Here is a 23,531-nt window from a genome sequence, read left to right as displayed (position 1 = left end):
AGGTGGCCTGTCTGAACTGTTTGGATTGTTTGGACTGTCTGGATTGTCTGAACTGTTTGGATTGTTTTGAACTGTCTGGATTGTCTGAACTGTCTGGATTGTCTGAACTGTTTGGATTGTCTGAACTGTTTGGATTGTTTGGACTGTTTGGATTGTTTGGACTGTTTGGATTGTTTGGACTGTTTGGATTGTTTGGACTGTTTGGATTGTCTGGATTGTCTGGACTGTTTGGACTGGGTGGATTGTCTGGACTGTTTGGACTGTTTGGACTGGTGGCTTAGGCGGTTTAGATGGTTTAGGCGGCTTGGAACCGGTTGATCCTGCCTGATCATCGGATTATTCGGTCTCGCTTTGGCCCCTTGCTTAGTTTTCTGCGGGGTTAGTGACAACTACTGCGGGTTGATGCCAACTTCCGTGACGAATGTGACGGAAATTGTCATTTTTATCACGGAAGTTGTCACTAACCCTGCAGTAATTCAATCCGTCCGCCGCTAACCACCCCAATCGGCTGTGAAAGTCCACATTCGTGGTTGACTGGTTTGCTGTTCTGTGATGGCTGGCTGTGAAAGTCCCCATTTGGGGTTGGCAGCTTCCGTAGGTGGTTGGCCGCTTCCGTAGGTGGTTTGGCTGTGAGAGCCCCCATTCGGAGGTGCCGGGAATGGCGGTTTTCCGGGGTTTGCCGTGACGGTTGTGCCGTGGTGCGCGGCTGGGGCAGCACTGTGACTAGTGTTGCAACAACGCGAGGTGATCGTGATAGCAACTGTGATCGGGGTGACGGATTCCGTCACTCCCGTCACAGTCATTGTCATCTAGTCACAGTTTCCGTAATCTCGTCACGGTTGTTGTGATTCCGTCACGGTGTTTGTGATCCCGTCACAGTGTTTGTAATTCCGTCACAGTTGTCGCCGCTTGGCCGCAGTCATTGTCATTCCAGTCACAGTTGCTGTCACTTGGTCACAGTTATCGCCCGCAGCTCCAAGCATCACAGCCGTTCGTTTCCGCTTATTCCGCTTATTCCGCTTATTCCGTCCCCCTATTCCGTACCCTCACCGCGTGTCGACCACAACCCCCGATTCGAGTGGATAATCGCAGCCCAATCCCTCTACGGTAAATCCATGACCATGCGCCTGCACATCAAGCAACAAGTACGCCAAGCCCACCAAGCGCGCCAGTGCTACACACCTCGCTCAAATACCGAACGCGTCACCGTACGCCGAATGGCAGAGAGCTGCGAACTTGTTACCCCTCATCGCGGCATGTATGCGGAACCCGAATATTGGAGCATGCTCAACCACATCAGCAAAGTGCAACACATCGGTAGCACGCTATGCCGCGAAAAGCCTGGAACTATCATCGCTGGCATATCGGCAGCCGCGGTCTGGGGACTCGACCATTCCGCGTATCTTCATAAGAGCGGCGTCATCACCATCGCAAAGCCATACGGCAATCCCAATCGAGCCACGCATTCGCAGCTGCACCGTATCTACCTTCCGGCACGGCACATGAACCACGTCACCATGCACAACAACACGCAGGTCACCGATCCCACGCGCACGCTTTTCGACTGCGGGCGAACGGAAGCGTTCCATGACGCATTCCCCGTATTCGAATCGGCGATTCGGCAAAATTCTGTTGACAGTACTGCGTTTCTGGAGTATTGCAGTCAAGCCTACGTTGGGCGCAACCGGCATTTGCCGGCATTCGTCATGAGCAAGGCGCGAGGATTGAGCGAAAACGGTGGCGAGTCGTTTGCGCTGGCCGTCATCTTTGAGCTTGGTTTCCCTTGGCCGGAGCAGCAAGTGGAATTCACGTGCATAGGGCCGGATGGCGCACGGAAGGTGAGACGCGTGGATTTTGCGTGGTATTTGCCGGACGGGCGGATTGTGGTCGGTGAACTGGACGGTCAGCAAAAGTACGTGGATCCCAGCATGACGGGCGGGCGTTCGATTGCCGCGATTGTTGAGGACGAACGTGAGCGATCGCAGATGTTGTATCGATGCGGTGTCAGCGCCGTTGTTCGTTTTGCTTTCGATGACGTGGTACGGCGCGCGCCGTTGGAACGGAAGCTACGCGAGGCCGGGGTTCCCTGCGGTGCGCCGCCTGTATTGCCGCAGCCACATGGACGCCGATGACAACAAGGTGGCAGGTGGCATGTGGGGCAGGCGGGGCAAGTGGGCAGATGATGTGTGGGGGGGCGGATGCAGGCGGGGCGAACAGGTGCGTATGAGCACCGACGGAAATGCACCTGGACTCGCCGTACCGCATCGTGCCGTCAATTCGCGTTTTGTTCGCGCCGATTCAGTAATCCGACGCGGTGAATCCAGCTATGGGTGCTATACGGCAACCCGGCGAATACGTGGCGAATACGTGGCGAATAAGCGATGTGGTGGTTGCGGCAACGACTGTGACTGGTGTTGCGACAACGCGAGGTGATCGTGACAGCAACTGTGACCGAGGTGACGGATCCCGTCACTCCAGTCACAGTCATTGTCATCTAGTCACAGTTGTCGCCGTTTAGCCGCAGTTTCCGTGATCCCGTCATGGTTTGTGGTGTGACGGTTTGTGGTGTGACGGTTTGTGGTGTGACGGTTGTGACCTGGTTTACCGTGACGGTTGTGACCTGGTTTACCGTGACGGTTGTGACCTGGTTTACCGTGACGGTTGTGCCGTGGTGCGCGGCTGGGGGCAACACTGTGACTGGTGTTGCAACAACGCGAGGTGATCGTGACAACAACTGTGACTGCGGTGACGGATTCCGTCACTCCAGTCACAGTCATTGTCATCTGGTCGCAGTTTCCGTAATTCTGTCACAGTTGTCGCCGCTGAGCCGCAGTTTCCGTAATCCTGTCACGGTTGCTGTAATCCCGTCACAGTTGCTGCCGGCAGCCGGCGCTCAGTGCACCACGGTGATCGGGCACTCGGCGAAATTGATGATCTGACGGCTCACCGACCCCAGGAAATGCGCGTCCATACCGGTCAGGCCACGCGACCCAACCACCACATGGCTCGCATAACGCGACGCCGCGATCAAACCCTTCGACGCCGGAATGTGGAACGCATTCGTCACCACATCCACATCGTCCGGAATATCAGCCTTCGCGATCAGCTCGTTCAACACCTGCTCCGCGAACGCCTGGCCTTCCTCAGTGCTCGGCACCGTGGTCTCATGGCCCGGAACCGCACCCAGGTCACGCAGCTGCCAGCAGAACATCACATGCAACGGCAGCTCATGAACACGCGCATGCCGCACCGCGAAATCCAGCGCCCGCAGCGACGTAGACGACCCATCCACGCCAACCACCACCGGGCGTTGCGCGGGCTTGGCGGGCGAAGCACCCTGCGTGTAATGCACCGTCACATTCGACGGGGTAAGCGAATTCGCAATCTCGTCGGCAACGGTCTCATCCTCACTGCCCGCAATACGCACCACCGTAACCGGTACTTGCGCCGTTTCCGCCAGCGATGCGGACAGCGAACCCATGAACCAGCGGGCCACACGCCCCAACGAACGCCTGCCCACCACAATCTGCTGCGCGTCCTTGCCGATCTGCAACAGTGCGGACGTGCCCGAAGCGCGCACGGAAGTCATCTTCAAGCGTTCCGGATCAAAATCGATGCCGTCGCTGGCCTGCTCGACCCAGGAGCGCAGTTCGTCCGCGATCTCATGGCGTACGTGCGCCCAGGATTCGTCGCTATCCGGCTCGTCGGAATTCGTGTCCCACGAGTGCGTCCAGCCGAACACGGCATTGATGCTCTGCCCGGTAAGCGAAGCCTCGCGCATGGCCCACTTCAATGCGGCGAACGATTCATCGGAACCATCCACGCCGACCACAATGTCGGCCAGGGGAGTGGTTGCATTGGTTGCAGTTGCAGTAGTTTCGTCCACCATGGGTTGCCTCCTTCAGCGGCATGGTTCTCAGCGCCATCACCGGCGCACCTGCTTCAAGCATACTGTGTAAACCGCGTATGGTGTTGAGCGCAACAGGTTTGTGGCAGTTTGCGACGGGAACACGGCAGGAATGCGACGGGAATGCGATAGTTGGCGGCATCATACGCCCGCAAAACCGCCCTTGAACCCCCAATCGCACGATTTCACTGAATTTCATCGAATTTCGCCTACGTTCTGAGCGGAAAGTGAGGAATATCACCGTAAACGTCACTGTGAATCGGTAAAGTGGGGCGCAGTGTAACTTGAGGAAGGACAAGCATGTTCGAACGGTTTACAGACCGTGCACGGCGCGTGATTGTGTTGGCGCAGGAAGAGGCACGGTCCCTTCAGCACAACTACATCGGCACCGAACACCTGTTGCTCGGCCTGATTCGCGAAGGTGAAGGCGTGGCCGCCAAGGCGCTCGCTTCCAAGGGCGTGGAGCTTGAGGCCACCCGCAAGCAGGTCATCGAAATGATCGGCAAGGGCAACGCCTCGTCCAACGGCCACATTCCGTTCACTTCGCACGCCAAGCAAGTGTTGGAACTCAGCCTGCGTGAAGCCCTGCAGCTCGGCCACAGCTACATCGGCACGGAGCATATTCTGCTCGGCCTGATTCGCGAAGGTGAAGGCGTCGGCACGCAGGTGCTCATCAAGATGGAAGTGAATCTGGGCGAACTGCGTTCGGCCACCATCGACATGATTCGTGGCAATGCGGGCGGCGACGAAAAGGGCGAACTGGCGAACGCCGGTGGCGTGGCAGACAAGACCAACAAGTCCGGTTCCGCCATTCTCGACCAGTTCGGTCGTAACCTTACCGCCGAAGCCGCCGCAGGCAAGCTGGACCCGGTGATCGGCCGCACGCAGGAGATCGAGCGTGTGATGGTCGTGCTGAGCCGCCGCACCAAGAACAATCCGGTGCTGATCGGCGAGCCGGGCGTGGGCAAGACCGCTGTGGTCGAAGGCCTGGCGGAGAAGATCAACGCGGGCGACGTGCCGGAAACCCTGAAAGGCAAGCAGGTGTATTCGCTTGACCTGGGTTCCATGGTGGCTGGTTCGCGTTACCGTGGCGACTTTGAGGAACGCCTGAAGAAGGTGCTCAAGGAGATCAAGACGCGCGGCGACATCGTGCTGTTCATCGACGAGATCCACACGATTGTGGGCGCGGGTTCCGCCGATGGCGCGCTGGGCGCGTCCGACATGCTTAAGCCGATGCTGGCTCGTGGCGAACTTCAGACCATTGGCGCCACCACCACCGACGAATACCGCAAGTACATCGAAAAGGATGCCGCGCTGGAACGTCGTTTCCAGCCGATCCAGGTGCACGAGCCGACCATCGCCGAAACTATTGAGATTCTGAAGGGCCTGCGCGAACGTTACGAGAACCACCATCGCGTGACCATCACTGATAGCGCCATCCAGGCTGCCGCGGAACTTTCGTCCCGCTACATTCAGGATCGCCGCCTGCCCGATAAGGCCATCGACCTGATCGACGAGGCCGGTGCACGCCTGCGTATCAAGCGTCTGACCATGCCGCCGGAGCTTAAGGAGCTTGAAGCCAAGGTGGCCAAGCTGAGCGCCGAAAAGGAACAGGCCGTTAAGGACCAGGACTTCGAGAAGGCCGCCGACATGCGCGACGACCTGGAAAAGCTGCAAACTGAGCTTAAAGACAGGCAGAAGGCTTGGCATGAGGGCGAAACCGACGCCAAGATGGTTGTGGACGAAGACGTGATCGCCGAAGTGGTGTCTTCCACCACGGGCATTCCGGTCGTCAAGCTCACGCAGGCGGAATCCAAGAAGCTGCTCAACATGGAAGCCGAACTGCACAAGCGCATCATCGGCCAGGACGAGGCGGTGTCCGCACTGGCCCGTTCGATCCGCCGTACGCGCGTCGGCCTGAAAGACCCGAAGCGCCCGGCTGGTTCGTTCATCTTCGCCGGCCCGACCGGTGTGGGTAAGACCGAGCTTGCCAAGACGCTCGCCGAATTCCTGTTCGACGATGAAGACGCGCTGATCCGCGTGGACATGTCCGAATTCTCCGAAAAGTACGCGGCATCCCGCCTGTTCGGTGCGCCCCCGGGGTACATCGGCTACGAGGAGGGCGGCGAGCTTACCGAAAAGGTGCGCCGCAAGCCGTTCTCCGTGGTGCTGTTCGACGAGATCGAAAAGGCTCACCCCGACATCTTCAACTCGCTGCTGCAGGTGCTGGACGACGGCCACCTGACCGACGGTCAGGGTCGCAAGGTGGACTTCAAGAACACCATCATCATTCTGACCACCAACCTGGGTACGCGCGACATTGCCAAGGCCGCGAACACCGGCTTCAACTTGGGTACGAACACCGAGTCGAGCTACCAGCGCATGAAGGAGCAGGTCTCCTCCGAACTCAAGCAGCAGTTCCGCCCGGAGTTCCTGAACCGTTTGGACGACATCATCGTGTTCAAGCAGCTCACCAAGCCGGAAGTGCGCCAGATCGTCGATCTTGACGTGAAGAAGCTGGACGATCGCCTGTTCGACCGCCACATGTCGCTCGACCTGACCGACGAGGCCAAGGACCTGCTGGCACAGAAGGGCTTCGACCCGCTGCTGGGCGCTCGCCCGCTGCGCCGCGTGATTCAGCGCGACATCGAGGATGCGATCTCCGAGAAGATCCTGATGGGCGAGCTGACTGACGGCGAGCATGTGAAGGTGGATGCCGAGGGCGAAGGCCCGCTGGGCGAGTTCACGTTCGAAGGCGTGCCGTTCACGGATGCGGAGAAGACCGGTACTGAGACTGGTGACGGTGCGGCTGCGGGTGACGCTGCTGATGGTGCTGCTGCGGTTGTTCCGGCTGAGCCTACTGCTCCGGCTGAGCCTGCCGAATCCGCTCATGGCGAAACCGCCGATGGCGCCGAAGGCGAGAACGCGGGGCAGTCGGAAGCCTGACCGAACTGTGCAGCCTAAGCCAGCCGTTCTGAACCGGTCTGAGTCGGATTGTTCCAGACTGGAGGTTTCGGACCGGCTTAAGCTGTTCCAAGCCGGTCCTGACTGGTCCAAACTGGTTCTGGCTGGATGTTTCGGACTCAGCTGGATTGGTCTGAACCGGTTTGAGTCGGATTGTTCCAGACTGGAGGTTTCGGACGGACGTAAGCTGTTCCAAACCGGTTCTGACTGGTCCAGACTGGTTCTGGCTGGATGTTTCGGACGCGCAATTTGCTGGCTGCGGCTGACCGCTGTTGATACAAGGGGCTGAACATCATCATGTTCGGCCCCTTGTGCTGCCCGCATGTTGCCCGGGCGGCGGGAATAGCGGCATTATGGCGATAACTGTGACTGGATGACAACAACTGTGACTGGATCACGATAACTGTGACTGGGGTGACGGATTCTGTCACCGTAGTCACAGCTGTTGTCATGATTACCTCGTGTTGTTGTTTTTCTGGTCACAGTTGTTGCTGCTTGTGCTGCTACTTGGCCGCAGCTATTGGCGCTGAAGCACAGGTGCTGCCATGTGAAGGTGTTCGGTGAGCGAAACTTGGCAGGAGACGCGACACGTAATACGGTAGAACCGGGCAGCGTGGAGCCGGCGGCATGCGGGCAGACGATACGATGCCGGTAACACGAGAAGGGTAAGACCGTAGCGTAGAAGAACACGGACGAACGGTAGGTGAATGGTAATGACGGCGTACATGGAACACAAGAATCTGGCGAATGAGACGATCGATGCGGCGCGTGCCGGCGAGATCGCAGGCAATGTGCATGCCGTGCTCGACCGTGTGGCGGCTGCGGAGCAGGCGGCGGGCCGCAAGGAAGGCTCGGTGCGTTTGCTGGCCGCGACCAAAACCCGCGATGTGGGCGAGATCATGGCCGCGATCGATGCCGGTATTCGCATGATCGGCGAGAACCGCCCGCAGGAAGTGCAGGTCAAGGCTCCCGGCTTGCTGCGCTTGGCCGCCGAACGTGGTTTCGCACTCGGTGTGGGCGGCGATGCCACTGCTGATGCATCCAACGCAGCCGCATCCAACACAGCGGCCGCCACGAACGGCATGATTCCGTTCCACCTGATCGGCCAGCTGCAATCCAACAAAATCGGCAAGATTCTGCCGTTTGTAGACACCATCGAATCGGTGGATTCCATCGAACTGGCAGAGAAGATCGCCCGCCGGGCCGTGATGCGCGGCATTACCGTGGGCGTGCTGCTGGAGGTCAACGAGTCGGGCGAAGCGTCGAAGTCCGGCTGCCCGGCCAGCCACGCCATCGATCTTGCGCAGCGCATCGGCAACATGGGCGGTCTGCAGTTGCAGGGCCTGATGACCATCGGCGCGCATGTGAGCGACGAGACCACCATTCGTGCCGGTTTCGCGCATCTGCGCAAAACCCGCGATCAGATCCTTGCATCCGGCGCTCCCGGCACCGAGCATTGCACCGAACTGTCCATGGGCATGACCGGCGACATGGAACTCGCCATCGCCGAAGGTGCGACCATTGTGCGCGTGGGTACCGGTATTTTTGGCGAGAGAGCGTTCATCTGAGCTTGGCCGGTGGCGCATATCACGCCTTCCGTCTTAAATCGCAAACCGCAATACGCAAGACGAATGCAGTCGGTGCAGGCAAGGAGATGAAGCATGAGCGACGGCGCTGGGCATGACGCTGCGGTCCGTGTGCACGTTACGGTAAGCGGCATGGTGCAAGGCGTCGGGTACCGATATTTCACCGTGACCGAGGCGCGCAAGCTCGGCCTTGCTGGCTGGGTGCGCAACCTGATGAACGGTGATGTGGAGTTGGAGGCGCAAGGGGCGCGAAGTGACGTGGCCATGCTGATCTCACGGCTGAAGCTCGGGCCGGCATGGAGCGATGTGCATCGGGTCGCGGTTGACGAGACGCCGTTGCGCGGCGACGACAACGGTTTCCGTGTGCGCGGCTATTAGGCTGACCTGCGCCAATGCCGCACAGCGCGTCAGCGCCATACAACCGCTATACGATGCAAGCGAATATACGATTTGCCAAGATTCCGCGGTTCTGCCGCCATGCATGGCGTTAGACTAGTGCGTATGAGAATCGCACGTTTTTCCCGGAATAATACGCCCGGATACGCTTTCGTACAGAAGGACGACAAGGATGGCGAAGACTACCTGGTAGTGCTCAACGGCCACCCGATCCTGGGCAATCAAGTCACCCCGACCGGTGAACGGTTCAAAATCGAATCCGAAGGCGTCCGCCTGCTGTCCCCGGTCATCCCATCCAAGATCTACGGCCTTGCCAAAAACTATGAGGCTCACGCCGAATTCATGCACGAGGCCGGCCATTCCGACATCAAGCACGCGCCCGAAGACATGATCATCTTCACCAAGCCGTCCACGTCGGTGATCGGCCCGGACGACCCGATCATCATCCCCGCCTGCTCCAACGACATGAACTACGAGCCTGAACTGGCCGTGGTGATGGGCCGCGTGGCCAAGAACGTTTCCGTGGAAGACGCCATGGACTACGTGCTCGGCTTCACCTGCGTGAACGACGTGACGTTGCGCGACGTGCAGGGCACCGACCCCACGTGGACGCGAGCCAAGGGCTTCGACACCTCCTGCCCGCTCGGCCCGTGGCTGGTGACGCGCGACGACATCGACTGGACTAATGCGAAGATCTCGTTCAAGCTCAATGGTCGCACCGTGCGTGCCGCAGGCGGTACCACCGCGAACCTGATCCATAGCATTCCGGAGCAGATTGCCGCGATCTCGTCGTTCTCCACACTGCTGCCGGGCGACGTGATCATGACCGGCACGCCGAACGCGTCCGGCACGCTGAAGCCGAGCGATGAGGCGATGGTGATTGTGGAAGGCATCGGCGCATTGCGCAATGTGGTGCTGAAAGCCCGCTGAACGGCGATACGCTGTGAAGAGCCGTGATCGAAGCGTGTTGTGCCGCTTCGGTCACGGCTTTTGCTCTATGCGGTGATATTGGGTGCTGTGGATGGTTTCGCTGTGGCGGTTTCACTGTGGCGACGGCACGACGAAACGCCAAAACGAAAGTTGAGTCAATATCACTCAAGTTTTGGGAATAGAATAGACGATAGCTCTGTTGAACGTGTCAGAACATGACACGTGAGCCTTCCGTGCGGCGGCATTCAAGAAGCCGGCGTACGGAAGGCCAAGAGACTTGGAGGTTACCGCAATGGACCAGAACAAACTCACCAATATGTCGCGCGAAGCCATCACCGACGCCGTGCAGAGCGCATCCGCCGCAGGCAACGCGCAAATCGACGTGCTGCACCTACTCAACGCCCTGCTCACCCAGGAACAAGGCGTGGTTCGTGGACTCATCGAAGCCGCAGGCGGCGACGCCAAAGCCATCGGCACCGCCGTACGCAACGCGCTGACCAACCTGCCCTCCGCCAGCGGATCCACCACCGCACAGCCGCAGCCCAGCCGCCAGTTCGAAGCCGCATTGGTGCAGTCCGAAAAGGAAATGCAGCAGATGGGCGACGAATACATCTCCACCGAACACCTGCTCATCGGCATCGCCGCAGCCGCACCGAACCAGGCCGCCGACATTCTGCAAGCCAACAACGTCACCGCGCAGGCGCTGCGTGCTGCCGTGCCGACCGTGCGCGGAGGCGACCGGAAGGTCACCAGCCCGGACGCCGAAGGCAGCTACAAGGCGCTGGAAAAGTACTCCACCGACCTGACCGCCGCGGCCAAGGAAGGCAAACTTGACCCGGTGATCGGACGCGATCAGGAGATCCGCCGCGTCATCCAGATCCTCTCCCGCCGCACCAAGAACAACCCGGTGCTGATCGGCGAGCCCGGCGTGGGCAAAACCGCCGTCGTAGAAGGACTGGCCCAGCGCATCGTCGCCGGCGATGTGCCCACCACCCTGCAGAACAAGAAGCTCATCTCGCTCGACCTGGGCTCCATGGTGGCCGGCTCCAAATACCGTGGCGAATTCGAGGAACGCTTGAAGAGCGTGCTGGAAGAGATCAAGAACGCCAACGGGCAGATCATCACGTTCATCGACGAGATCCACACCATCGTGGGCGCAGGCGCAGCCGAAGGCTCCATGGACGCGGGCAACATGCTCAAGCCCATGCTGGCCCGCGGCGAACTACGCCTGATCGGCGCCACCACACTGGACGAATACCGCGAGAACATCGAAAAGGACCCGGCGCTCGAACGCCGCTTCCAGCAGGTGTTCGTCGGCGAGCCAAGCGTGGAGGACACCATCGCCATCCTGCGCGGCATCGCCCCCAAATACGAGGCGCACCACAAGGTCACCATCGGCGACGACGCGCTGGTCGCAGCCGCAACACTGTCGAACCGCTACATCTCCGGCCGCCAGCTGCCCGACAAGGCCATCGACCTGGTCGACGAAGCCGCAGCACACCTGCGCATGGAACTCGACTCCTCGCCTGAGGAAATCGACGAACTCACCCGCCAGGTGGAACGCCTGAAGATGGAAAAGTCGTATCTGCTGGGCAACCCGAAGAATGACAAAGCCGCCGACAAGGCCGAAGCCGAACTCGACGACAGCGCCAAAGACCGCCTGGCCGACCTGAACAAGGAAATCGCCAATAAAAGCGAGAAGCTCAACGGGCTCAAAGCGCGCTGGGACGCCGAAAAAAGCGGGCACAACCGCATCGGCGACCTGCGCAAGAAGCTCGACGAACTACGCACCCAGGCCGAACGCTACGAGCGCGAAGGCGACCTGGCGAAATCCTCCGCCATCAACTACGGTGAAATCCCCAACATCCAAAAGGAGATCGCACAAGCCGAAAAGAACGAACAGAACGTCAAGAACGGTTCGAACGCCGCCAACACCGCCGCCGACGTGCCCATGGTCCCCGACCGCGTGGACGCCGACTCCGTAGCCGAAATCGTCTCCGACTGGACCGGCATCCCCGTCGGCCGCCTCATGCAAGGCGAAAACGAGAAGCTCCTGACCATGGAAGACTACCTCGGCAAGCGCGTGATCGGCCAGAAAGAAGCCATCAAAGCCGTGTCCGACGCCGTGCGCCGCTCGCGTGCCGGCATCTCCGACCCGAACCGCCCCACCGGCTCGTTCCTGTTCCTCGGTCCCACCGGCGTGGGCAAAACCGAACTTGCCAAGGCGCTCGCCGACTTCCTGTTCGACGACGAGAAGGCCATGGTACGCATCGACATGAGCGAATACATGGAAAAGGCATCCGTGTCCCGTCTGATCGGCGCCGCGCCAGGCTACGTCGGCTACGAGCAGGGCGGCCAGCTGACCGAAGCCGTGCGTCGTCGCCCATACTCGGTGGTGCTGTTCGACGAGGTGGAAAAGGCGAACCCGGAGATCTTCGACGTGCTGCTGCAGGTGCTCGATGACGGCCGCCTGACCGACGGGCAGGGCAGGACCGTGGACTTCAAGAACACGATCCTGATCATGACCTCGAACCTCGGCTCGCAGTTCCTCGTCAACGAGGACATGGACGACGAGGCCAAGCGCAAGGCCGTGATGGATACCGTGCACATGAACTTCAAGCCGGAGTTCCTGAACCGTTTGGACGACACCGTGATGTTCCACCCGCTCACCCGGGAGGAGCTGGGCGGCATCGTGGACATTCAGGTGGCCAACGTGTCCGCACGCCTGACCGATCGCCGCATCACGCTCGACGTGACCGACTCGGCCCGTGAATGGCTGGCAAACGTGGGCTACGACCCGGCATACGGTGCCCGCCCGCTGCGCCGTCTGGTGCAGACCGAAGTGGGCGACCAGCTGGCGCGCATGCTGCTGGCCGGCAAGGTTCACGACGGCGACACCGTGCTGGTGGACCAGACCGGTGGCGAACACCTGGAGCTCACCGCATGGGCGAGCGACAAGCTCATGGACGACGGTGCGGCTGAAGCTGACGGTGCGGGTGAAGCTGACGGTGCCGACGTGCGCTGACGAACTGTGACTCAGTGACAACAACTGTGACTGGGGTGACGGATTCTGCCACTCCAGTCACAGTTGCTGTCACCATCACCTCGTGTTGTTGTCACTCCAGTCACAGGTATTGCCCGCTCGCCGCAGCCGCGCTGTGTCGGCGAGTCGTCGACGATCGCCATGCTTCGCATCTCTCCTCCTTGGCCATTACGCGGGTGCTTGCGTGCCGGTTGCGCGTGCCGGTTTGCGAACAACAGATTACTTGGTGGTGTTCCGGGAAGGGGTAAAACGGGGGGTACTGTGTTGAGCGCGAATGGAGCGCAATGTGGTTGCGGGCGGTTACTGCCACGTACGCCGTCCGATATGCAATGAAGGGGGTATTAGGGGGGTATGTGATGCGTGCAGTGGGATTGCGCATGATGGTGCGTTTGCGGCGTAGCGTCGGATTGCCGGCTGTACTTGCCGGCTGTATCTGCCGACCGGCTGCCGTCATGATGCAGATTGGCGTGTAGGCTCGGAAACCATGACAGGTCGTTTCGCTCCCACGCCCTCGGGGCGTATGCATATTGGCAATATGGTCGCCATGCTGGCCGCGTGGCTGGATGCACGGTCGCGCGGGCAGCGCATGGTGCTGCGCATCGAAGACATCGATACGCCGCGCGTACTGCCGGATGCCGACCGTTGGATCATGGACGATCTGACATGGCTCGGCATGGACTGGGATGGCGAACCGGTGTACCAGTCACAGCGTCTTGACCTGTATGAGCAGGCGATGAAACTGATACCGTGCGGGGCGCCCGCTGCCGGCGCTTCGCCCGATTCCGGCACCGCATCGCACACCCCCTTCAATACCCCTCTTATACCCCCTTCCGGTACAACGGGAACCGGCTGGCAGTACCCGTGCTTCTGTTCTCGCGCCGACATCCGCGCCGCATCCGCCCCGCAGGAAGGCGACGGATTCCAGATCTACCCGGGCACCTGCCACGCGCTCGCAGTAAACGAACCGCAGGTATCCGCACGCCGCGTCGACCAACACCAACGCCACTCATGGCGTCTCGCCATGCCCAGCCCAGGCATCCCCGCCAACACCGTCACCTTTATCGACCGCGTATTCGGCATGCAGACCTATGATCTGGCGCACAGCATCGGCGATTCCATCATCCGCCGGTCGGACGGCCTGTTCTCCTACCAGTTCGTCGTCACCGTGGATGATCTTGCCATGGGCGTCGACTCCATTGTGCGCGGGCGCGATCTGTTGCGTTCCACCGCGCTGCAATCATGGATTCGCACCACGCTGCTGGCCAACGGATTCGCAGCCAATGGACTTGCTGCCGTATCGGCCGTATCAGTCAGTTCAGCCACTGCAGCCACTCCGACCCACCCCGAATACGCACACATTCCGCTCATAGAGAACGCAGCAGGCCGCCGCTTGGCCAAACGCGAACGCTCCCTCGACATGGGCGCCCTACGCAAACGTGGCGTCACCGCCGAACAAGTCACCGGCTACTGCGCCTACCTGCTCGGGCTCACCGCCACCCCGGAACCCCGCACGCCGGCCAGCCTGCTCAACGATTTCAGCTGGGAACCGCTCCAACGCAACCACGCCGATCGCATACTCGACACAGCCTCGCCACAATGCCCCGACTGGCTCGCACACGCGGTAGTCTGAAATCACATAGCCGAACTCACCAAACGGCTCAGGCTCGTAGAAAGGAGCATTCAATGTCGAAAGTCTTCAGGAACGTGCTGATTGGCGGTGCCGCGCTCGCCGGTGCCGCTGGTGCCGCAGTATGGGCCGTGGCGCCGCGAGGATTCAAAAACAAGCAGAAGCATTACGTGCCCACCGTGCCGGACGTGTGGTATGCGCATCGTGGTCTGCACGACGCCGGTTCCGGCCTGACCGCCGACTATGCCGAGCAGAGCGGCGAATACGTGGCATTGGCACGCCGTATGGCGGTCAAAGCCGGGTATGGCAGCGAAACCAAGCCGGGGCCGATCGCGCCGGAAAACTCGATGGCCGCATTCGCCGCCGCCTGCGAAGCCGGGTATGGCATCGAACTCGATATTCAGCTCAGCCGTGACGGCGAAGTCGTGGTGGTTCACGACGCAGATCTGGGGCGTGTGGCCGGCGATCCGCGCAACATCAAGGATCTGAGCTACAGCGAACTGACACGCATCCCGCTGTACCCCACCGCCGAACCGGGTGACGCCAGGGCCGCGCTGCTGCCGGGCGGCGAAGAGAACCCTCCGCTGGTGGTCACGCCGTCACAAGCGCCGGAAGGCTACTACCAGCATGTGCCACTGTTCTCGGACGTACTGAAACTGGTCGCCGGGCGCGTGCCGCTGATTGTGGAATACAAGTTCGAAAACAACGCCACATGGGATGACCGTGACGTGGAACTGATGGAGAAGGGCCACGCGCTGCTCGAAGCGTATGACGGGCCGTTCGTGGTCGAATCGTTCCACCCGGGTGCCGTGAACTGGTATAAGGAGAACCACCCGGACGTGTGCCGTGGTCAGCTGGCATTCTGGCCGGCTTCGGGCGGTGCGCGGAACGGTTCGCCGGTGGATCAGGTGCGCAGGTATGCCGCCGGATCGTTGGCGTTCGACTGGCTGTCCCGCCCGGATTTCGTGGCCTATGACTGGCATGGCGGCGCACTGCCACAGGTGCGGTTGACCCGTGCGATGGGTGCGATGCCGGTTGCCTGGACCGTGCGCAGCCAGGAGGAGCTCGAAGCGTGCGGCGAACGGTTCGAGCGCTTTATCTTCGAAGCGTTCGTGCCGCAGGGCGAGTGATGCGGTTGCGGTTGCGATACCGATCGCAGTATCGGTTGCGATGACAGCCGCGACAGGAAAATAACTGTGACTGGGTGACAACAACACGAGGTAATCGTGACAACAACTGTGACTGGAGTGACAGAATGTGTCACCCTGGTCACAGTTGTTGTCATTTAGTCACAGTTATCCGCACTGTGACGCGATACGGCAGACGCCTTACTTGTGGTACGGCTCGTGCGCGTTGATCTTATACGCGCGATACACTTGCTCCAGCAGGATCACGCGCATCAGCTGGTGCGGGAACGTCATCTTGGAGAAGCTGAGCTTGTAGTTCGCCTGGCGCAGGATCGCGTCGTCCATGCCGATCGACCCGCCGATCACGAACTGGATATGACTCACGCCCTGAATGCCCAGCTGGTCGATCTTACGCGCGAACCCTTCGGACGTGACCTGCTGGCCGTCGATCGCCAGCGCGATCACGTAGGCGCCGGGCTTGATGTGCTTGGCGATGCGCTCGCCCTCTTTGGCTTTGATCTGCCGTTCCACGCCTTCAGAGGCATGTTCGGGTGTTTTCTCGTCGGCCACTTCAAGAATGTTGAGCTTGCAGTAGCGACCGAGTCGTTTGGAATATTCGGCGATGGCGTCGCGAAGGTACTGTTCCTTCACCTTGCCTACGCAGATGATGTCGATTTGCATGGGTCACCTTCGATTGCGGTCGGTATGGATTCGGGTATGGGGTCTGCTGTGGTCAGGTTTGCGGTCAGGCTTGCGGAACGGCCCGTGGAATCGGTTACGGGATTGGCGGAATCGCTTACGGAACAATCCGTGAAACAAGTTGTGGAACAACCGCAACTGTGTGTGCGCAGCATAAAGGGCCATGCACGTATTACGGGTGCACGGCCCTTTGCGGCAGTCGTTGTGCGATGGTCGCACAACCGGCAGCTAGTCGGTCAGTTGGTCAGTCGATCAGTCGATCAGTCGATTACGCCGTACAGACGGTCGCCGGCATCGCCCAAACCAGGAACGATATAGCACTTGTCGTTCAGCTTCTCGTCGACCGCGCACAGCACCAGCTTGAACTTGACGGACGGATCGAGGTTCTCCTCAACGAACTTCAGGCCTTCCGGAGCGCCCAGAATGCACACGGCGGTCACATCCTTGGCGCCACGCTCGGTCAGATAGTGCGTTGCGGCGACCAGCGTGCCACCGGTGGCAAGCATCGGGTCGATCAGGAAGCACTGGCGGCCGGTCAGATCCTCAGGCAGGCGGTTCGCGTACGTGATCTGCTGGGTGGGGTGCTCCTCGTCGCGCTTCATACCAAGGAAGCCGACCTCGGCGGAGGGGATCATCTTGGTCATGCCGTCAAGCATGCCCAGGCCCGCGCGCAGCACAGGCACGATGATCGGGGCGGGGGAGGCGATGTGCTTGCCGATCATGGGAGCGACCGGGGTTTCGATGGGCTTGTCCACCACATCGATGTCACGCGTGGCTTCGTAAGCCTCAAGCATGACGAGCTCGGTGACGAGCTCGCGGAAGGTGGAGGAGGCGGTGTTCTTGTCGCGCAGCACAGTCAGTTTGTGCTCGACGAGCGGGTGATTCAAAACATGCAATTCCATAGTTACCAAGACTACCGCCGTTCCAGTGATTGTGCGAACGGCGTGATTCCTCGCATCGCATTGCGCGTGAGACGACGTGCGGATTACGCGAGAAACAAAGTGGCGGGAAAATTCCGCGAGGCATGCAGCATGCCATCCGCGTCGATGAACGCACACTCGAAACGGAATCGTGCGCGCAAGCGATCCGGCGGCGTAACGAACAGCGCAGTGGCAAGCCCATCAGCCGTAGCACAAGGGAAAGCGGCCTGTTGCGGCACATACGCCCATGCGGCGGCAACACTATCAGCCGGCATACCGTCGATCGCATTGAGCAGATGATGCAGACGCATACCGGACTGCTCGCCCCAATGCCGGCGGCTCGGAGCGCTCGCGCACAGCGCGCCGTCCATAATCTCAGCCACACCCACCGCCTGCGTAGAGTCGGACGGGTGCTCCAACGCGACGCGCAGCGGAACCGGCTGATCGGGAGACTGGCCTAGATGCACCAGCAGATCGCCACCCGCATCGATCACCAATGCTCGATCGGCGGCACGATTGGCATTCGGGCCGGCATGGTGATCGGCGTTGCGCTCGGTATTGCGCTCGTCATTGCAGCCGCCATCATGCAGCAATGCGGCGATCAGATCCACCGCATACCCTTTGCCGCATGCGCCGAAATCCAACGAAACCGGCCCTCGGGTGATCAGCGTGCACCCATGCCGTTCCACGCTGCCATGCCACGTGGCCCGCCCGTGAACCGCTCCCGCATACGCCCGGGCGTTGGGCTGCGCGGCAAACGTGTAGGCCGGCCCATACCCCAAACGAGTCAGATCCTCGCCCACGCACGGGTCGATCGCGCCATCGCTCGCCTCATGCAGCGCATCGTACAAGTCGAACAGACCGCCCGCCCAATCCGGAAAATCAAAAGAACCACCATGGGTGGCCCGGCGCATGGCCGCAACCAGCGAATCCTCACGAAAGCGCGACAGCGTGTGCTCATACGTGCGCAGCAATGCCGCGACAGCCTCCCGCATGTCCGATTCTGCCGAATCGGTCATCTGAGAGGTGAGATTGGCATGCTGGTTGTCCGATTCTGCCGAATCGGTCATTCGAAGTTGGACTTGCACCACGATGCCGGTGCCTAATGCCTGAGGGAATGCCAGAGTGCACATGTCGGTCGTTCTGCTGCGTTCCATCCCATCTCCAATCAACCCGAGCATCCAGCACCCGCGATTTGCCTGCGGGTAAACGGTAACGTGAACGTTTCCAGCCGCCGAGTAAACTAAGCCCCATTATGACAGCTCAGAACAGCGATAACGGCTCATCGGCCGATTTGAAATCCCTTGAACACCTCGACGAGGGCAATGAAATGTCTCGTGGCCTGACGAACCGCCATGTACAGTTCATCGCCATCGGCGGCACTATCGGCACCGGTCTGTTTCTCGGTTCCGGCAAATCCATCGCCCTGACCGGCCCCAGCATCATCTTCGTATACATCGGCGTCGGGCTCATCATGTTCCTGCTCATGCGCGCCATCGGCGAAATGATGTACCGCGACCCCAGCCAGCATACCTTCATCAACTTCATCGGGCGCTATCTCGGCCGCGCGTGGGGCAAGTTCGCCGGTTGGACGTACTGGATCGTGCTCATCCTGACCGGCATGACGGAAATCACCGCGGTCAGTACGTATTTCGTCACGTTCTTCCGCATGTTCGGCATAGAGCTCCACGGTTGGAAATGGCTGATCGAACTATGCTTCCTGGTGGTGTTGACCGCCATCAACCTCATCGCCGTAAAAGTGTTCGGCGAGGCGGAATTCTGGTTCTCCATGATCAAGATCACGTTGATCGTGGGCCTTATCGCCACCGCAGTGGTCATGCTGATCGTCGGCTTCCACTACCCGGCTACCAGCATCGACGGCGTGGACGGTGCCATTCCCGGCGCCTCGGTCTCATTGAAGAATCTGATCGACGGATTCGCCATCGCGCCGAACGGTTGGATGAACTTCTTCATGAGCTTCCAGATGGTGTTCTTCGCCTACCTGCTTATCGAATTCGTGGGCGTGACCGTCTCCGAAACGCAGAATCCGCGCAAGGTGCTGCCCAAGGCCATCAACGAGATCATCATGCGTATTCTGATCTTCTATGTGGGTGCGCTGGTCGCCATCATGGCGATCGTGCCGTGGCGTAACTTCAAGCCGAATTCCGACGGCTCCTACCCGTCCCCGTTCATCATGGTGTTCAAATACGCGGGTCTTGACTGGGCCGCCGCGCTGGTGTTCTTCGTGGTGATCACCGCCGCCGCCTCGTCGCTCAACTCGCTGCTGTATTCGGCAGGCCGACACCTGTACCAGTTGGCGCAGGATTCCGATGCGCCGGCCATGCGCGGTCTTGCCGAGGTCTCCGACCGCAAGGTGCCGGCCAAGGCGATCGTGGTGTCCGGCTGCATGATTCTGCTGTCGCCGATCATCAATATGATTCCGAGCATTTCCAGCGCGTTCGTGCTGTTCTCGTCCGCCGCCAGCGCCGTGGTGATCTTCATCTACGTGCTCACGATGTTCGCGCATCGCGGCTACTGCAAGAGTGCCGACTTCATTGCGGACGGCTTCCTGATGCCGGCATGGAAGGTGACGGATTGGATTGCGATCGTATTCTTCGTGCTCGTGTACGTCACGCTGTTCCTCTCGGCCGATACGCGCGGTTCTGCGATCGCCGGCGTGGTCTGGCTGGTGGTGTTCGGCGGGTACTGTCTGCTGCACGAGCGTTTTGAGAATCGTGACCTGAAAGAGGCGTTGCGCAAGACCAAATGACGGTAACTGTGACGAAATGACAACAACTGTGATTGGAGCGACGGATTCTGTCGCTCCAGTCACAGTTGTTGTCATTTTTACCTCGGGTTGTTGTCGCTAAACGCACAGTTATCTCGGCCGGCTACGTGTGACTCGGCTTAAGCACCCCGCATGCGCGACTCAGCCGATATAGTCGGCCTCGTTCGTCGGGCTGGACGGCACGGCATGATCCTCCGTCACCTTGCCCAGGCCGGACAGGTACGCCTCGCGGCCTGCCTCGATCGCGTTCTTGAACGCGCGTGCCATCAGCGGAATATTGCCGGCGGAAGCGATGGCCGTGTACGCCATCACCGCGTCCGCGCCCATTTCCATGGCTTCCGCGGCCTGGCTCGGACGGCCGATACCCGCATCGATGATCACCGGAACATTGGAGTTCTTGATGATCACTTCGATAAAATCGCGTGCACGCAGGCCTTTGTTCGAGCCGATCATCGCGCCGAGCGGCATCACGCACGCCGCGCCCGCATCCTCCAGGCGCTTTGCGGCGATCGGGTCGGGGAACATGTACGGCATGACCACGAACCCCTCCTTGGCCAGCTGCTTCGTGGCCTTGATGGTCTCCTCGTTGTCGGGCAGCAGATACTTCGCCTCATGCTCGATCTCCACCTTCACGAAGTCCGTTTGGCACACCTCGCGGGCCAGACGCGCGATGCGCACCGCTTCTTCCGCGTTACGTGCACCCGACGTGTTCGGCAGCATGGTGATGCCCTTGGGAATGTAGTCGAGCAGATTGTTTTCGGTGGTGCGGCAGCGGCGCAGCGCCATGGTGACGATCTGCGTGCCGGCGTTCTCGATGGTCGCCTTGATGAGGTTCAGATCGTAGCGGCCGGAACCGAGGATGAAACGGCTGGTGAACTTATGCCCGCCGAGGATGAGAGGATCGGCGCTGCCGGTGGCGATCTCGTCGTAGGCGTGCGCGTCCGGCTCGGGCAGGATGGCCGTGTTCGTAGTGGTGCCGACCAGCTCGTCAAGCGTGGCGTTCGGCGCGGCGGCGACGTCCTTCTCCGCGGTGGTGATGGTGTGTTCGGTGCTCATAGTGTGTCCTTTCGTTGGTGTCTTGCGTGTGTTATGCGTCCTCTTCGCCGAGGATCAGGCGGGTGATCATATTCGCCTCATGGCAGGCGACCACGCCCACGCGCGGGGCCATCAGGCCGGCACCCGGCACGGGGGCGGTTTCGCCGTCGCCGCAGAAGTAGAAGTTCTTCGACACGCGGCGCGTGCTCACCAGGTTGGAGCTGCGGAATCCGGCCATGCCCGAAGCGCTGACGAGCTTCTTATCCGGCAGGTTCTCCAGCACCGCGTTGACGAGCATCGTCTTGTTTTCCGGCACATCGAACGCCTCGCAGATGATGCTTTCGTTCTCGAACAGCGTCGGCACGTTCTCGTCGGTCACTTTCACGGTGTCGATGGTGATGTCGGTGAACGGGTTGATCTGGCGCAGGTTGGAACGCAGCGCCTCGGTCTTGTACTGGCCGAGATCCTTGAGGAAATACTGCTGACGGTTCAGGTTGGTCATGTCCACGCGGTCGAAGTCGATGAGGTGCAGGTGGCCGACGCCGATGCGGGTCAGAGCCACCGCGATGGTGGAGCCGAGGCCGCCGCAACCGCAGATGGCCACATGTGCGGCATCGAGTTTGTCTTGTGTGGCGGCGGTGTGACGGTCGAGCAGGGCGGCGCGGATCTCCTCGCGGCTGACGAGCGTGGCGGGGTCGGGCTGGTTGTCGAACGCCTGCTGGCGGGCGCTGATCTGCTCCGGGGTTGCCGATGGTTCAAGGGTCATGATTGGCGTGGTCTTCCGTTCGTTGTCTATGGTTCGTTCGTCGTGATGTGCGTGGTGCGTGTGATACGTGTGGCTGCGTGATGCGCTCCGCTCAGCCGCCCTGCACGAACGTGACGATCTCCAGGGTGTCGGTGCCTTTGAGCTGCGTCTGCGCACGCTGGGCGCGTGGCACGATCTCGCCGTTGAGTTCCACGGCCACGCGGTCGGCGCGCAGGCCCTTGCTTTCGATCAGCTCGGCCACGGTGATGGGCGTGGCGATCTGCTCTTCCTTGCCGTTGATGATCATTGGACTATCCCTTCTTATGTGTTGGGAGCCATGGGTTTGCATGGCATCCGGTACGAAAAAGGGTCGCGAAGAGAAGCCGTACCCTATGAGGTGGTGCGCCCCTCCGTGACCCTGATCACGCGATATTCGGTTATCGCGAACGGAAGATTGAGATGCGCCCTGGCGGCGCGAACAACCCGTCTCCTTACGGCGGCATTACCCGCATCAAGTCCTCGGTCGAAGCTCGTCGCTCCCTCTCAGCCTTTCGGCTCCCGTTCGGTTGTGCCCTCATCTTCCCGCGCCCGCCCGACAAGCCGGGTGCCGCGCGTGTGCAAGAATGGGTGGCGGATGTGCCGACGATGGAAAGGGACGATGATGGTGATTGCGCGGAACATGGGCGAATTGGCGGGGTTTGCGATTCCCAGGCTCGGCATGGGCACGATGGCGTTGGCGATTGAGGGGCGCCCGGATCGGGAGACGGCGATCGAGACGATTCACGCCGGTCTCGATGCGGGCGTGCGGTATCTCGACACCGCATGGTCGTATTATCTGCCGAGCCGGCCCGGCACTGGAACCCCGGAGGACTTGGGGTATGGCGAGCAGCTGGTGCGTGACGCGTTGCGCACGTGGGATGGTCCGCGCGATGAGGTGCTGGTCGCCACGAAAACCGGGTACCGTCGCACGATGGAGGAGCCTGTTTCCGTTGCGCAGGTGTCCGATTTGGCCGAATCGGACGCGCAGGGTGCTCAAGGCGCACAGGGGGAGAGCGCTCAGGAGCGTCAGCATTTGCAGGCTGCCGGCAGCAGGTATGGCTGGATGGCCGATTCGCGTCCGGAGACCATGATCCGTGATGCGAAGGAGTCGGCGTTGCATCTTGGTGTGGATGCGCTTGATCTGCTGTACTCGCATGGCCCGGACCCGGCGGTGCCGTATGCGGATCAGGTCGGCGCGTTGAAGCAGCTGCTGGACGAGGGCGTGATCCGATACGCCGGCATCTCCCGCGTGAACAACGAGCAGATCGATACGGCTCGCGCCATGCTCGGCGACAAGCTGATCGCTGTGCAGAACCAGTTCTCGCCGTCGCACCCCGACCCCGAACATACGATGGGTCACTGCAGGGAGCTGGGTCTGGCGTTCGTCTGCTGGAGTCCGCTCGGCGGGTTCCTTGATGCGTTCGACCAGCGTGCGTACGATCCGTTCCGCGCGGTCGCAGGCGAGCATGGCTGCTCCTATCAGCGTGTGGTGCTGGCGTGGGAGCTGGCGCAATACGAGCGTCTGTGCACCATTCCCAGCGCCCGTAATCCGCATGAGATCAACGATTCTTTCGCCGCCACCGGTCTGGAGCTTACGCGCGACGAGCTTGCCAGGCTGAATCGTGCCGTGTTCGGTGGTTCCCGGTTGCGCTGATGACGCAATAGTCCGATTCCCCCACAAATTGGTTTACACCGTAAGATATTATGACGGTTGTCTATGGTGTA

18 protein-coding genes are annotated in these 23,531 nt (G+C 60.6%); 11 read left to right on the top strand and 7 right to left on the bottom strand.

The window, feature by feature from the left end; translation table 11 throughout:
* Positions 1-2: 2 nt before the first annotated feature.
* Both BBAG_RS08540 and BBAG_RS07320 read left to right on the top strand, forming a co-directional pair.
* A complete protein-coding gene (locus BBAG_RS08540; protein ID WP_152595348.1) occupies positions 3-281 on the top strand; it encodes a hypothetical protein in 279 nt (92 codons plus the stop codon).
* Between the two features lie 834 nt (positions 282-1,115).
* Positions 1,116-2,132, top strand: coding sequence for a hypothetical protein (locus BBAG_RS07320; protein ID WP_033508948.1), 1,017 nt, complete (start codon positions 1,116-1,118; stop codon positions 2,130-2,132).
* 761 nt (positions 2,133-2,893) lie between these two features.
* On the opposite strand, the gene BBAG_RS07315 is transcribed toward BBAG_RS07320, so the two are convergent.
* Positions 2,894-3,889 (bottom strand): universal stress protein, encoded by a 996-nt coding sequence (locus BBAG_RS07315; RefSeq protein ID WP_003825055.1) that lies wholly within the window; start codon positions 3,887-3,889, stop codon positions 2,894-2,896.
* A gap of 318 nt (positions 3,890-4,207) precedes the next feature.
* Between BBAG_RS07315 and BBAG_RS07310 the strand changes: the two genes are divergently transcribed.
* From BBAG_RS07310 to BBAG_RS07275, 7 genes are all read left to right on the top strand, one after another.
* Positions 4,208-6,853 (top strand): ATP-dependent Clp protease ATP-binding subunit, encoded by a 2,646-nt coding sequence (locus tag BBAG_RS07310; protein WP_003825054.1) that lies wholly within the window; start codon positions 4,208-4,210, stop codon positions 6,851-6,853.
* 731 nt (positions 6,854-7,584) lie between these two features.
* Entirely contained in the window at positions 7,585-8,439 is an 855-nt protein-coding gene (locus BBAG_RS07305) for a YggS family pyridoxal phosphate-dependent enzyme (RefSeq protein WP_033508946.1), read from the top strand.
* 93 nt (positions 8,440-8,532) lie between these two features.
* The gene (locus tag BBAG_RS07300) at positions 8,533-8,835 is read left to right on the top strand and encodes an acylphosphatase (RefSeq protein ID WP_003825051.1); all 303 of its coding nucleotides are present in this window, start codon (positions 8,533-8,535) and stop codon (positions 8,833-8,835) included.
* Between the two features lie 123 nt (positions 8,836-8,958).
* A complete protein-coding gene (locus BBAG_RS07295; RefSeq protein WP_003825049.1) occupies positions 8,959-9,783 on the top strand; it encodes a fumarylacetoacetate hydrolase family protein in 825 nt (274 codons plus the stop codon).
* 292 nt (positions 9,784-10,075) lie between these two features.
* On the top strand, positions 10,076-12,808 hold the full coding sequence (clpB, locus tag BBAG_RS07290) for an ATP-dependent chaperone ClpB (protein ID WP_003825048.1): 2,733 nt from the start codon (positions 10,076-10,078) through the stop codon (positions 12,806-12,808).
* Positions 12,809-13,310: 502 nt separating this feature from the next.
* Positions 13,311-14,456, top strand: a complete 1,146-nt coding sequence (locus tag BBAG_RS07280) for a glutamate--tRNA ligase family protein (RefSeq protein WP_070099559.1) — start codon at positions 13,311-13,313, stop codon at positions 14,454-14,456.
* 53 nt (positions 14,457-14,509) lie between these two features.
* Entirely contained in the window at positions 14,510-15,583 is a 1,074-nt protein-coding gene (locus BBAG_RS07275) for a glycerophosphodiester phosphodiesterase family protein (RefSeq protein ID WP_003825046.1), read from the top strand.
* Positions 15,584-15,781: 198 nt separating this feature from the next.
* Here the strand turns inward: BBAG_RS07275 and rlmH are convergent, their stop codons facing one another.
* The 3 genes from rlmH to BBAG_RS07260 form a co-directional block, all read right to left on the bottom strand.
* A complete protein-coding gene (gene rlmH, locus BBAG_RS07270) occupies positions 15,782-16,261 on the bottom strand; it encodes a 23S rRNA (pseudouridine(1915)-N(3))-methyltransferase RlmH (RefSeq protein ID WP_003825045.1) in 480 nt (159 codons plus the stop codon).
* A gap of 278 nt (positions 16,262-16,539) precedes the next feature.
* Positions 16,540-17,181: a uracil phosphoribosyltransferase gene (gene upp, locus BBAG_RS07265; RefSeq protein ID WP_003825044.1), complete on the bottom strand. Its 642-nt coding sequence runs from the start codon at positions 17,179-17,181 to the stop codon at positions 16,540-16,542.
* A gap of 83 nt (positions 17,182-17,264) precedes the next feature.
* Positions 17,265-18,380, bottom strand: coding sequence for an FAD:protein FMN transferase (locus tag BBAG_RS07260; protein WP_003825043.1), 1,116 nt, complete (start codon positions 18,378-18,380; stop codon positions 17,265-17,267).
* Between the two features lie 74 nt (positions 18,381-18,454).
* On the opposite strand from BBAG_RS07260, the gene BBAG_RS07255 reads away from it, so the two are divergent.
* The gene (locus BBAG_RS07255; RefSeq protein ID WP_003825042.1) at positions 18,455-19,969 is read left to right on the top strand and encodes an amino acid permease; all 1,515 of its coding nucleotides are present in this window, start codon (positions 18,455-18,457) and stop codon (positions 19,967-19,969) included.
* 159 nt (positions 19,970-20,128) lie between these two features.
* On the opposite strand, the gene BBAG_RS07250 is transcribed toward BBAG_RS07255, so the two are convergent.
* The 3 genes from BBAG_RS07250 to thiS form a co-directional block, all read right to left on the bottom strand.
* Positions 20,129-21,043 (bottom strand): thiazole synthase, encoded by a 915-nt coding sequence (locus BBAG_RS07250; RefSeq protein WP_003825041.1) that lies wholly within the window; start codon positions 21,041-21,043, stop codon positions 20,129-20,131.
* Between the two features lie 31 nt (positions 21,044-21,074).
* Positions 21,075-21,788, bottom strand: coding sequence for a sulfur carrier protein ThiS adenylyltransferase ThiF (thiF, locus tag BBAG_RS07245; RefSeq protein ID WP_003825040.1), 714 nt, complete (start codon positions 21,786-21,788; stop codon positions 21,075-21,077).
* Between the two features lie 91 nt (positions 21,789-21,879).
* On the bottom strand, positions 21,880-22,074 hold the full coding sequence (thiS, locus tag BBAG_RS07240) for a sulfur carrier protein ThiS (RefSeq protein WP_003825038.1): 195 nt from the start codon (positions 22,072-22,074) through the stop codon (positions 21,880-21,882).
* A 351-nt stretch (positions 22,075-22,425) separates the two neighbouring features.
* On the opposite strand from thiS, the gene BBAG_RS07235 reads away from it, so the two are divergent.
* Positions 22,426-23,460, top strand: a complete 1,035-nt coding sequence (locus tag BBAG_RS07235) for an aldo/keto reductase (RefSeq protein WP_003825037.1) — start codon at positions 22,426-22,428, stop codon at positions 23,458-23,460.
* Positions 23,461-23,531 lie beyond the last annotated feature (71 nt).

It is taken from the genome of Bifidobacterium angulatum DSM 20098 = JCM 7096 (assembly GCF_001025155.1).
In the GTDB taxonomy this organism is placed as follows: Bacteria; Actinomycetota; Actinomycetes; order Actinomycetales; family Bifidobacteriaceae; genus Bifidobacterium; species Bifidobacterium angulatum.
The sequence above is the reverse complement of the archived record's forward strand: the minus strand, read 5'-3'. Positions and strand labels throughout refer to the sequence as shown.

Excerpts from the sequence above, each read along its gene's own strand:
- BBAG_RS07320 (WP_033508948.1), top strand. The coding sequence starts at position 1,116 with ATGACCATGCGCCTGCACATCAAGCAACAAGTACGCCAAGCCCACCAA.
- BBAG_RS07315 (WP_003825055.1), bottom strand. The coding sequence starts at position 3,889 with ATGGTGGACGAAACTACTGCAACTGCAACCAATGCAACCACTCCCCTG.
- BBAG_RS07310 (WP_003825054.1), top strand. The coding sequence starts at position 4,208 with ATGTTCGAACGGTTTACAGACCGTGCACGGCGCGTGATTGTGTTGGCG.
- BBAG_RS07305 (WP_033508946.1), top strand. The coding sequence starts at position 7,585 with ATGACGGCGTACATGGAACACAAGAATCTGGCGAATGAGACGATCGAT.
- BBAG_RS07300 (WP_003825051.1), top strand. The coding sequence starts at position 8,533 with ATGAGCGACGGCGCTGGGCATGACGCTGCGGTCCGTGTGCACGTTACG.
- BBAG_RS07295 (WP_003825049.1), top strand. The coding sequence starts at position 8,959 with ATGAGAATCGCACGTTTTTCCCGGAATAATACGCCCGGATACGCTTTC.
- clpB (WP_003825048.1), top strand. The coding sequence starts at position 10,076 with ATGGACCAGAACAAACTCACCAATATGTCGCGCGAAGCCATCACCGAC.
- BBAG_RS07280 (WP_070099559.1), top strand. The coding sequence starts at position 13,311 with ATGACAGGTCGTTTCGCTCCCACGCCCTCGGGGCGTATGCATATTGGC.
- BBAG_RS07275 (WP_003825046.1), top strand. The coding sequence starts at position 14,510 with ATGTCGAAAGTCTTCAGGAACGTGCTGATTGGCGGTGCCGCGCTCGCC.
- rlmH (WP_003825045.1), bottom strand. The coding sequence starts at position 16,261 with ATGCAAATCGACATCATCTGCGTAGGCAAGGTGAAGGAACAGTACCTT.
- upp (WP_003825044.1), bottom strand. The coding sequence starts at position 17,181 with ATGGAATTGCATGTTTTGAATCACCCGCTCGTCGAGCACAAACTGACT.
- BBAG_RS07260 (WP_003825043.1), bottom strand. The coding sequence starts at position 18,380 with ATGCTCGGGTTGATTGGAGATGGGATGGAACGCAGCAGAACGACCGAC.
- BBAG_RS07255 (WP_003825042.1), top strand. The coding sequence starts at position 18,455 with ATGACAGCTCAGAACAGCGATAACGGCTCATCGGCCGATTTGAAATCC.
- BBAG_RS07250 (WP_003825041.1), bottom strand. The coding sequence starts at position 21,043 with ATGAGCACCGAACACACCATCACCACCGCGGAGAAGGACGTCGCCGCC.
- thiF (WP_003825040.1), bottom strand. The coding sequence starts at position 21,788 with ATGACCCTTGAACCATCGGCAACCCCGGAGCAGATCAGCGCCCGCCAG.
- thiS (WP_003825038.1), bottom strand. The coding sequence starts at position 22,074 with ATGATCATCAACGGCAAGGAAGAGCAGATCGCCACGCCCATCACCGTG.
- BBAG_RS07235 (WP_003825037.1), top strand. The coding sequence starts at position 22,426 with ATGATGGTGATTGCGCGGAACATGGGCGAATTGGCGGGGTTTGCGATT.